Source organism: Marinitoga aeolica (genome assembly GCF_029910535.1).
GTDB lineage: Bacteria > Thermotogota > Thermotogae > Petrotogales > Petrotogaceae > Marinitoga > Marinitoga aeolica.
In genome coordinates, this window is the sequence record NZ_CP069362.1 from 2,111,918 (window position 1) to 2,123,148 (window position 11,231).

General features: G+C 27.4%; 12 protein-coding genes. 6 read left to right on the forward strand and 6 right to left on the reverse strand.

What is annotated here, in order from left to right; genetic code table 11:
• Positions 1-101: 101 nt before the first annotated feature.
• The 5 genes from folK to JRV97_RS10000 form a co-directional block, all read right to left on the reverse strand.
• The gene (gene folK / locus JRV97_RS09980) at positions 102-584 is read right to left on the reverse strand and encodes a 2-amino-4-hydroxy-6-hydroxymethyldihydropteridine diphosphokinase (protein ID WP_320415417.1); all 483 of its coding nucleotides are present in this window, start codon (positions 582-584) and stop codon (positions 102-104) included.
• The gene (gene folP / locus JRV97_RS09985) at positions 578-1,774 is read right to left on the reverse strand and encodes a dihydropteroate synthase (protein WP_280998501.1); all 1,197 of its coding nucleotides are present in this window, start codon (positions 1,772-1,774) and stop codon (positions 578-580) included. Before folP ends, folK begins: the two co-directional genes overlap by 7 nt.
• Positions 1,768-2,514: a GTP cyclohydrolase FolE2 gene (gene folE2 / locus JRV97_RS09990; protein ID WP_280998503.1), complete on the reverse strand. Its 747-nt coding sequence runs from the start codon at positions 2,512-2,514 to the stop codon at positions 1,768-1,770. Before folE2 ends, folP begins: the two co-directional genes overlap by 7 nt.
• Before the next feature lies 1 nt (position 2,515).
• Positions 2,516-2,872, reverse strand: a complete 357-nt coding sequence (gene queD / locus JRV97_RS09995) for a 6-carboxytetrahydropterin synthase QueD (RefSeq protein WP_280998505.1) — start codon at positions 2,870-2,872, stop codon at positions 2,516-2,518.
• Positions 2,873-2,959: 87 nt separating this feature from the next.
• Complete coding sequence (locus JRV97_RS10000; RefSeq protein WP_280998507.1) at positions 2,960-4,936, reverse strand: IGHMBP2 family helicase; 1,977 nt, start codon at positions 4,934-4,936, stop codon at positions 2,960-2,962.
• Between the two features lie 84 nt (positions 4,937-5,020).
• On the opposite strand from JRV97_RS10000, the gene JRV97_RS10005 reads away from it, so the two are divergent.
• The 6 genes from JRV97_RS10005 to JRV97_RS10030 all read left to right on the forward strand — a co-directional run bounded on the left by JRV97_RS10005 (position 5,021) and on the right by JRV97_RS10030 (position 10,869).
• Entirely contained in the window at positions 5,021-5,956 is a 936-nt protein-coding gene (locus tag JRV97_RS10005) for a PD-(D/E)XK nuclease family protein (protein WP_280998509.1), read from the forward strand.
• Positions 5,957-6,130: 174 nt separating this feature from the next.
• Entirely contained in the window at positions 6,131-6,511 is a 381-nt protein-coding gene (rbsD, locus tag JRV97_RS10010) for a D-ribose pyranase (RefSeq protein ID WP_280998511.1), read from the forward strand.
• Complete coding sequence (locus tag JRV97_RS10015; protein WP_280998513.1) at positions 6,511-7,989, forward strand: sugar ABC transporter ATP-binding protein; 1,479 nt, start codon at positions 6,511-6,513, stop codon at positions 7,987-7,989. The genes rbsD and JRV97_RS10015 overlap by 1 nt, the downstream gene beginning before the upstream one ends.
• Positions 7,989-8,915 (forward strand): ABC transporter permease, encoded by a 927-nt coding sequence (locus JRV97_RS10020; protein WP_280998515.1) that lies wholly within the window; start codon positions 7,989-7,991, stop codon positions 8,913-8,915. Before JRV97_RS10015 ends, JRV97_RS10020 begins: the two co-directional genes overlap by 1 nt.
• A gap of 14 nt (positions 8,916-8,929) precedes the next feature.
• Positions 8,930-9,799 carry a D-ribose ABC transporter substrate-binding protein gene (locus JRV97_RS10025; protein ID WP_280998517.1) on the forward strand — a complete coding sequence of 290 codons (870 nt, stop codon included), beginning with the start codon at positions 8,930-8,932 and terminating at the stop codon, positions 9,797-9,799.
• A gap of 86 nt (positions 9,800-9,885) precedes the next feature.
• Positions 9,886-10,869 (forward strand): LacI family DNA-binding transcriptional regulator, encoded by a 984-nt coding sequence (locus JRV97_RS10030; protein ID WP_280998519.1) that lies wholly within the window; start codon positions 9,886-9,888, stop codon positions 10,867-10,869.
• Here JRV97_RS10030 and JRV97_RS10035 read toward each other — a convergent pair.
• The gene (locus JRV97_RS10035) at positions 10,858-11,199 is read right to left on the reverse strand and encodes a chorismate mutase (RefSeq protein WP_280998521.1); all 342 of its coding nucleotides are present in this window, start codon (positions 11,197-11,199) and stop codon (positions 10,858-10,860) included. The two genes, JRV97_RS10030 and JRV97_RS10035, sit on opposite strands and share 12 nt — an antisense overlap.
• Between the last annotated feature and the right edge of the window lie 32 nt (positions 11,200-11,231).

Below are 11,231 nucleotides of genomic sequence, written 5' to 3' on the forward strand. Positions count from 1 at the left end.
CTCCGTTATAGTGTTTAAATACAAATCATTTGCAAATGCAAATCATTTGCAATTATAAAATTTAAATATTAAAAACATATGTCTAAAATAAAAAAGGAGCCTTAAGACTCCTTTTCATATCTTTTTATTTTACTTTTATCTATTTCATCATATCGTTCTTTAATTGTTTTATTAAATATAGGATGTTTCCAATCTGGAGAAATATCATTAAGTGGGACAATAACAAAATCTCTTTCAAACATATGCTTATGAGGAATATTTAAATCGTCTTTTTCTAAAACTAAATCTCCATAATATATAATATCCAAGTCTATTTCTCTTGGCCCCCATTTAAATCTTTGTTTTCTTTTAAGATCTTTTTCAATATTCTTGCATATTTTTAATAATTCATATGGTTCTAATTCTGTGTTTATTAAAACACAAGCATTTAAAAAAGTATCTTGTTCTGTATATCCCCATGGTTCTGTCTCGTATATGTTTGATATTTTTATTATTTCTACGTATTTTGATAATAATTCAATAGCTCTTTTTATATTATTTAATCTATTTCCTACATTGGAGCCTAATGCAATTGCACTTAATATTTTTTATACCCCCTTAATGCTTCAATCATTTTCGCTGTTCTATAATTTTCTTTTACATCATGTACTCTTATGATTTCTACATCATTTAAAGCATAGTATGAAGTTAAAGCTAAAGTTCCTTCTAACCTATCCTTTGTATCTGGTAGATTTAAAACATGACCAATCGTGCTTTTTCTTGAGTGTCCCATTAATATTGGGTAACCAAGAACTCTAAATTCAGAAATATTGTAACTTAAATTTAAATTATCCTGAACTCTTTTTCCAAATCCAAATCCAGGATCTATGATTATTTGTTCTACACCGTGTTTATGTGCATAATCTATTCTTTCTTCAAAATATTCTAATAATTCACTTATACAATTTTCATAATATGGATTCTTTTGCATATCTTTTGGAGTTCCTTTTATATGCATTATAACTATAGGTAATTTTGATTCTGCGACTACATGAACCATATTCTTGTCAAATTGCATTCCAGAAATATCATTAATTATATCCACACCATTTTCAATGGCTTTTTTTGCAACCTGAGATTTATAGGTGTCAATACTTAAAACAATTTCTGGAAACTCTTTTCTTAAAGCTTTAATAACAGGTATAATCCTTTCAATTTCTTCTTTTAATTCCACACTTTCAGAACCAGGTCTTGTTGATTCAGCACCGATATCAAGTATTTCAGCACCTTCTTCAATCATTTTTTTAGCGTTTTCTATAGCCTGATCAACACTTTTTATTCTGCTTGGAGCATGAAAAGAATCTGGAGTTACATTTAAAATACCCATTATTTTTGAATTTTCACCTAAAATCAATTTTCTATTATCGCTAATAGAGTATTCCCATTTTTTCTTTTTTATGTTTTTGAATAATTTTTCGAGAGCGTTTCTAACCTTTGGTATATCCCAATAATTCATACTCATTAATTTTTTTATTAATAAATCATATTGTTTTTTAGTTCCTATTAATAATATATTTGTTTTATCTATTTTATGATTAATAGCGTATTTATGAATAGCTACATCTCCACCACGAGATAACATTTCCTGCTTAATTATATTGGCGCTTGTAACATCAATATCTTCAATTAAGATATAATAATGTCTCATTTTAGAATTGAAAATAGGGATACTTGCAGGATCAACCTGGATTTCTTTTTCCAGGTCAATATCTTCAAGCATTCTTAATCTTACCATGCCTTTCCCTCTCTTTCAGAAAAAGCATTATGGTTATGTATGCTTTCGTAACTAATTACTTTTATTTTATATCCTTCAACTCTACTATCTTTTTCTAAAAATAAACTTAAATCTCTAACAACATCTTCCACAAAATGTGGGTTATCATACATATGCTCAGTTACATATTTTTCATCTTCTCTTTTTAAAAGAGAAAATACCATCCCGCTGGATGATTTTTCAACATATTTAGCAATATCTGTAATTTTTACTTCTTCTCTTAATTTAAGACCAATTTCAACTAAAGCCCTTTGATTATGAGCACCATAATTGGAAATAGCTTTTGAACACGGGCAAAGAGTTATAATAGGTATCGCAAGATATAATCTCATTTCTTCATCTATAATCTCATATGTAATATCGCATTTAGTATAACTTTCCAATTTTGTAATAGGAGCTTTTCTCAATGAAAAATAAGGAAAAGAAACTTTTATATAAGATTTTTTAGCTTCTAAAGCTCTCTTTAAATCTTTGCTCATTTCTAATAACTTTTCTTCAGAAAGATTATTATGGTATTTATTTAATATTTCAACAAATCTACTCATATGCGTTCCTCTAACGTTTTCATCTAGATCAACGAGCATTGTAAAATTACCTATGGTATGATTATTATCAAATATTATAGGATACTCTAAATCTGAAATTCCAACACCATGAATATATATTCCTCTATTATCTAATTCTGATTGAACGTCTTTCAATTTATTCACCCCTATAATAAACCACATTATTTTCTGTTTCATATAGTGCTACTTCATATAATTTGCAATTATCTCTTTTTAATTTTTTTTCTAATTTATTCCATATCCACATAGAAATATTTTCTGCAGTTGGTTGTTCAATGATATTATTGATATATGAATGATCTAAAATATTTAATACTTCATCTTTAACAATTTTTTTTAATTCGAGAAAATCTATAACCATCCCTTCTTCATTAGGAGTACCTTCTACTGTAACTTCTAATCTATAATTATGTCCATGTAAAGCTTCACATTTTCCATGATATCTAACGAGGTTATGAGCAGCAGCAAAGTTAAAAATTCTTTTAACTAACATATAGCACCTCTTTCTTATAATTTTCACCGTTATTATATCACAAAGTGACAGAGCCACTTTTTCAATTATATTTCAAAAATTAGAACTTTAATTATCCAAATTAAAAAAATCATGATGTCTATCAAGTTCAATGATTTTTCCGTTGATTCTAATATAGTCTATAAAATCTTTGAATAATGGATATTTTGATATAGTAGCAATATCTCCAATAATTATTAACTTACTTTTAGCTCTTGTAATTGCTACATTTAACCTTCTTTCGTCAGTTAGAAATCCAATTAATCCTTCTTCATTACTTCTTGTTAAAGAAAATATGATTACTTCTTTTTCTTTTCCTTGAAATCCATCTACAGTATTTATGATTCCATCTATCTGTTCTTTTAAAAATTTTACCTGATCTTTATAAGGTGAAATAATACCAAAATCAATATTTCTTTCATTTAAAATTTTTGAGAGTTCAATAACGATTTTAGCTTCTAAAGGATTGTGTTTAGATGTAGAACCTTTTTTAATTATTTCAAATTTTTCTGGAATCATGGAAGTATCAACAAAAACAATAGGTGTTTCGGTTAATATTTTATTATATGGGTATGGTATGTCTTTTGTATCTATTTTCAGAATCCTGTTTTTAACCTTTTTATCGCTTTTCAAAATGCCATAATAGAATTTTTTATTAGAAAATTGCATGATTTTGTCATTCATTCTATATTGTATGGTCAAAATAGAAGAATTTTCAGGATATTTATTAATCAACTTTTCGAATAATGTTTTTGATAAAATCTTTTCAGCTTTAGGATTTAAAATAGTAGGAGGCAATTGTTTATGATCCCCACCCATAATGATTTTTTCACCATGAACTATAGGGATGTAACATGAAGGTTCAGTAGCCTGAGAACCTTCATCTATAACAACAGTATCAAATCTTATTTTTTCTAATTCTTCTATTCCAGCAGAACCATTTGTACTAACTACAACATCACTTTCTGTTAAAACCTTTTTTATTAAATCATCTTCCATTTTTCTTGCGTTATCAAATAATTTTTGCACTTCTTTATTTAATTTAAGCCAATTATACATTAATTTCATATCTTCAGGAAATATACCTCTTGTACCTCGATCCTTTAAAGCGTATTTTTCTATTTGTTCATCTGTTAATCCACGTCTAAATTGTGGCGTAGGCTTTTTATATTTATCTCTTTCTTCTGATAGCTTAATAGCTTTTTCTCTAATTTCGTCAATTTTATTATAATCTGAATGATTTTCAACTATATAATATAATGAATGATGTATTAATTGTTCATCAATTCTTGTAGGATGTCCCAATCTACATACTTTTAAGTCTTTGTATTTTACAAGATTGTATAATAAGTTGTCTGTAGCAGTATTAGAATCAGCTGTGGCTAATACTCTTTTTCCCATTTTAACTTCTTGAAGAATAATTTCAGTTAAAGTTCTGGTTTTTCCAGTGCCAGGTGGTCCGTGTATTAAGAAAACATCATCACTTCCAACAGCTTTTGAAACAGCTTCTTTTTGAGATGAATTTAAATTTTTGTCAAAAAAATCTAAATTTATTTGTTTAGGGAGTTTGGGTTTTTTATTACCTAAAATAATGGACTTTAATATTTTTAATTTACCTTCTGCATAATGAAGTTTTAAAATAGATTCTTGCATGCGTTTGAAAGTAACTTCATTTAAATATAAATCAATTCTTATATTTTTAGATTTTTGTACCCACATAGGTGGTTTATTAGAAAAAGCAACTATAATGTATTTATTTCCCACTTCTGTGACGGAACCTGTTAAATCGCTTTTTAAAGGATTACCTTTACTAACTAAAACTACGTCCCCAACACTAATATCTGTTTTAATGCTCTCTTTTCTCCCAAACTTGATTAAAAATAATCCTCCCATTTCTTTTCCAATATATTTTCCACTTAAATTATTTATAGCTCGTCCTATTTTTTCTCTATTTTTACCATATTGCTTTATTTCATTTATCATTGCTCTAATTTCTGCCTCTTTTTCAAGCTCTATTGCATCGTATAATTCCTCTAAAAAACCCATTTTCTCCCTCCTCTTTTCACTATATTATACTATATATATTGAATAATTTAATTAAATTCTGTATAATCTTAATGAGGTGATAATATGACAGAATATCCAGAAAAATCATGGTCTTTTTCTAAGGATAAATTATTAACAAAATGTCCAAGAGCATATTATTATGCAAGATTTTTAATGTGGGGTGGATGGGACAAAAATGCACCTGAGAGAGTAAGAAAGGCATATAGATTGACAAAATTAACTACAATTGAGCAATTTTTAGGTTCTATGATCCATGATTATATAGCTAATAACATAACAGCCTTAAAAACTCAGGACATACATACAGCATTAAATTACATTGGAAAAGAATTTAATAAAGCTGTAAAATCTTCGTATAAAATGAAGAAAGAATGGGAGCAAAATCCAAAAAATTATATAATGTTTTATTCTATTTATTATAAAAATAGAAATTTATTTGAAGGTAATCTTGGAAAAGATATAAAAGAAAAAACAAAATTATTACTTCAGAATTATTATAATTCCAGAACATTAAAAGATATACAAAGTGGAATAAGAATAATAGAAATAGATAGAGAAAACAATTTCACATCATTTTTTGTAAATAATTATAAAATATATTCTATTGTAGATTTTATGTATGAAAAAAATGGAAATACATATATAGTCGATTGGAAAACAGGTAAAAGATCCAAAGATGATGAATTTCAATTAAAATTATATGCATTATATGCCTATAAAAATTATAATATTGATTTAAACAATGTTTATTTAATTAACGAATATTTATATGAAGGAGATTTTGAAGAAAGAAAATATACAAAAGAAGAATTATTGGAAGTAGAGAATTATATAAAAGAAAGAATAGAAATAATGGAATATTATTTAAAAGATAAAGAGAAAAATATTCCAAAAGAAGAGAAAACTTTTCCAGCTCGTCCTTCTAAATATAATTGCAAATGGTGTAATTTTAAAGAAATTTGCCCGGAGTATAATGAAAATTTTATATCTCAAATTTAAAATAGCCTTTTAATAGGCTATTTTTTAATATTGCAAGAAAAAATCTGATAATTAAATATAATTCGCTTTAATAATGTTTAAAAAAACATAACTAAATTTTGTATAATATGTAAATTGTGTTATTCTTGTTTTAGAAAACGTTTTCGAAAACGTTTTCTGGAAGGAGAGATATAAATGAAGAAAACGGGAATTTTTAATTCAGAAATTTCTGCGGTAGTATCTTCTATGGGACATACAGATAAATTAACAATTGTAGACATGGGATTTCCGATTCCTGAAAATATAAAAAGGATAGATTTAATTGTGGACGAAGGTCTTCCGTCTTTTGAAGATGTTGCAAAAACAATCTTGAAAGAATTACATATAGAAAAAATAATTATTGCAAAAGAATCAAGTGAAGAATTTATTGACTTAGTTAAATGTTTTTGTAAAAATATTGAATTTGTATCTCACGAAGAGCTTAAGAAAATATCTAATGAAAGTAAAGCAATTATTAGAACAGGAGAAAGGAAACCATATTTTAATGCCATTTTTGTTTCAGGAGTGATATTTTAATGTTATTAAAAGTAGAAAAATTAACAAAAAAATTTCCAGGTGTTTTAGCTTTAGATAAAGTGAACTTTGAGCTTGAAAGTGGAGAAGTTCACGCTTTGTTAGGAGAAAATGGTGCAGGTAAAAGTACTTTAATAAAAATTATTGGAGGCATTCATAAGGCAGATGAAGGAAAAATATATTATAAGGGAAAAGAAATAGCTTTTTCAAACCCTTCTGAAGCTATAAACAATGGTATAGCTACTATTCATCAAGAATTAAATTTATTTGAAGATTTAACGGTGGCAGAAAATATATATGTAGGAAATATTAGAGGGAACCTGGTTAATAAGAGACAATTAATAAAAAAAGCCCAGGAGATTTTATCTAAAAATAAATTTAATATACGTTCAGATTCATTAGTAAAAGACTTAAATACCTCAGAAAAACAATTAGTAGCTATTGCAAAAGCATTATCATTAAAATCTAAAATAATTATTATGGATGAACCTACCGCTTCTATAACAGAGCATGAAACGAAAAATTTATTTAAGATAGTAAAAGAATTAAAAAAGAAAGGGATAGGAATTATTTTTATTTCGCATAGATTAGAAGAAGTATTTGAGATAGCTGATAAAGTAACAGTATTGAGAGATGGAAAATATATAGGGAGTGGAAATGTAAAAGATTTTACGCAGGAAGATTTAATAAATATGATGGTTGGAAGAAAAATAGAAGATATGTTTCCAAAATATAATGCTCCAGAAGATGAAATATTATTTTCCATAGAGAATTTAAAAATAGGAAAAATGGTAAAAAATGTTTCTTTTGAAGTGAAAAAGGGGGAAATTTTTGGAATAGCAGGGTTAGTTGGTTCAGGTAAATCTGAGATTCCTTTAGGAATTTATGGTTATATGCCAGCAAAATGGGATAATTTAATTGTAAATGATAAAAAAATCAAAAAAATAAAAAGGCCAGATGAGGCTTTAAAAAACGGAATAGCTTTAGTTCCTGAAGATAGAAAAAGTATGGGTTTAGTATTAGAATTAGATATTATGAAGAATATTGTTATTCAAAATACTGAATTAATAGAAAAAAAAGGGATTTTATTTTGGAATAAGGCAAAAAAAATAGCTAAAGAAGAAATAGAAAAATATTCAATAAAAGCAACTTCAATTAATCAAAAAACAGGAAATCTTTCCGGAGGTAATCAACAGAAAGTTGTAATATCAAAGGTTTTAAAAAGAAATCCTAAAGTAGTTTTTTTAGTTGAACCTACAAGAGGTATTGATGTTGGAGCGAAGGTTGAAGTTTATAATATTATAAATAAATTAGCTAATGATGGGAATGGGGTTGTATTTATATCTTCAGAATTACCAGAAATCGTTAGTTTATGCGATAGAGTGTTAGTTATGCATAGAGGAATAAATATGGGAGTATTAGAAAATGAAGAAATAACTCAAGAAAATATATTAAAATTAGCTACTGGAGTTGATATTTGATGAATAAAAATGTGATATTAAAGAAAATGAAAGAATATCCAGCAATTGTTGGTTTTATCGGGATTTCCATATTTTTTGCAATTTTAAGTGATCGTTTTTTTACATTTTCTAATATTATCAATGTTTTTAGACAGGTTTCGATACAGGCTATAATGGCATTTGGAATGACTATGGTTATTATTTCAGGTGGTATTGATTTATCAGTAGGTTCTATTTTTGCTTTATCAGCTGTTATTATGGCATCAATATTGAAAGGTGGTTCTGTGATTTTAGGTATTGTAGTTGCTCTTTTAATTGGGGCATTAATGGGTTTTGCTAATGGATTTATTGTAGCAAAAGGGAGGATTCAACCTTTTATTGTCACCTTAGCCACAATGGCAATTGGAAGAAGTTTGACATTAGTATATACACAAGGAATGCCGATTACAGGATTACCATCATCATTTAGAATTATTGGTAGAGGAGATTTATTAGGAATACCTTATCCAATAATTATAATGTTAGGAATGTTTATTTTAATATGGTTTATATTATCTAATACAAAATTGGGATTATATACCTATGCAATTGGTGGGAATGAGACAGCAGCAAAACTTAGTGGAGTTAAGATTATAAAATATAAAATTATTATTTATATGATAAGTGGTGTTTTATCTGCAGTAAGTGCCATGTTATTAACAGCAAGACTTAATAGCGCGCAACCAACATTTGGTAGTGGATATGAATTAGATGCTATTGCAGCAGTAGTTTTAGGAGGAGCAAGTTTATCAGGAGGCCGAGGAAGTGTAATAGGAACTATTTTTGGAGCTTTGATTATGGGTGTTATTAATAATGGTTTAAATTTATTGAATGTATCTCCCTTTTATCAGCAAGCCGTTAAAGGAGCTGTTATCCTTATAGCAGTATTGCTGGAAAGGGAAGACTAATAGGGGGTGTATTTATGAAAAAGGCAGTATGGTTAGTAGTATTTATTATCATTTTATCTTTGTCTGCATTTAGTATTAAAATTGGATTATCTTTATCAACCTTAAACAACCCATTTTTTGTAGAATTAAGAAATGGAGCTTTGCAAGAAGCAGTTAATGAGGGAGTAGACATTGTTGTGGTTGATGCACAGGACAAACCATATAAGCAATTAAATGATATTGAAGATCTGATTCAACAAAAAGTAGACTTTATTATTGTTAATCCTACAGACAGTGATGCGATTGTTACAGCTGTTGAAGAAGCAAATGATGCAGGAATACCTGTTATTACAGTAGATAGGGCAGCAAATGGTGGAAAAGTTGTACTACATATTGCATCAGATAATGTTGCAGGTGGTGCAATGGCAGCAAAATATATTGCTCAATTATTAAATGGAAAAGGAAATGTAGTGGAATTAGTTGGAATACCAGGTACATCAGCAGCAAGAGATAGAGGGAAGGGTTTTGAAACTGAGTTGAAAAAATATCCTGGATTAAAATTAATTGCAAAACAAACAGCAAACTTTAACAGAGCAGAAGGATTATCGGTTATGGAAAACTTGTTACAGGCATATCCAAATATAGATGCTGTATTTGCTCAAAATGATGAAATGGCTTTAGGAGCTATTGAGGCAATAAAATCAGAAGGAAAATTAGGTAAAATAGTTGTTGTTGGTTTTGATGCAATACCTGATGCAGTAAATGCAGTTAAAAATGGTGAAATGGCTGCAACTGTAGCACAACAACCTAGTTTAATGGGAGAATTAGCTGTTAAAAAAGCTGTTGAGTACTTAGAAACACATACAATTTATATTCCAGTTGACTTAAAACTTGTGGTAAAATAAAATGATATAAAAATGGGGGTGAATCCCCCATTTTTACTAAAACATTAATTTATACTGTTTATAGTATTAAAGAGGCGGGTGTAAGCATGAAAAGAATTAGTATTAAAGATGTAGCAAAAGAAGCTAAAGTTTCCATTTCCACAGTGTCTAGAGTAATTAATAATAGTGCACCTGTAAATGAAGAACTAAAAAATAGAGTTGAAGAAGCTATAAAAAAATTAAATTACAATCCTAGTACAATCGCTCAAAGTTTAAGAAAAGGAAAAACTAAAACAATAGGTTTTGTAATTCCTGATATAACCAATCCTTTTTTCCCGAATATAGTAAAGGGAGTTGAAGATTGTTTAAAAAAAGAAGGTTATACCCTTTTACTTAGTAATTCTGATCAGGATTTTAAAATGGAAACAGAAATAATAAATACATTTATTTCTAAACATATAGATGGAATTATTTTTACAGGAACAGGGTTATATAATCCAGCATTGGAAAAATTAATAAAAAGGGGAATAAAAATAGTATTTTTAGATAGAATTTTAGAAGGGGTAAATGCGTCTTATGTTATAAGTGACAATCAAATAGGTATTTATACATTATTAGAATATTTATATGAAAGAGGAAATAGAAGTTTTTATTTTGTTAATGGTAATGAAAATACATTTAGCGCTAAAATAAGATATGAAACTTTCATCAATTATATGAAAAAGAAAAACATAAAAATATACAAACATATTTATACACGTTTCTCATATGAAGCGGGTTATGAATTTGGAAAAAATATAAGATCATTACCAGATGTTATTATGGGAGGTAATGACCTAATTGCATATGGCATTATTGATTCTCTCCGTGAGAGAGGAATAAGAATTCCAGAAGAAGTTAGTGTAACCGGTTTTGATGATTTGCTTTTCAGTAAACATTATAAACCTTCATTAACAACTATAAGACAACCAATTTATGAAATGGGATATAAAGCAGCTGAGTTAATATTGAAAATAATTAATGGTAAACAAAAGAATGTTAAAGGAATTATTTTAAAACCAGAATTAATAATTAGAGAATCAACCAAATAAATCATTTCTTAAATTTTTTGCTTCATGTAAAAACACAAAGTTTTGTGTTTCGCTTTCACATAATATTAAAAACCTTATAATACCTTCTTTTGAATCTTCAAACATTGCTTCTTGAAATGTCATTAAAGGAACTTTATTTAAGTTAAAATTTTCTCTTATTGCAGTAATGGGATTATATGCAGTTATATCAGGAGTAACAGAACATAATATAGCAATTATATTTTTTATATTATTATTTTCTATAATTTTGTTGTATAATTCTATAGAACGACTTATAATATGTTCTTTTTCATTTTTTTCTATTGATGTTGCACCTCTAATTCCAATCATAATTCACCTCAAAATAATAGATATATACTTAT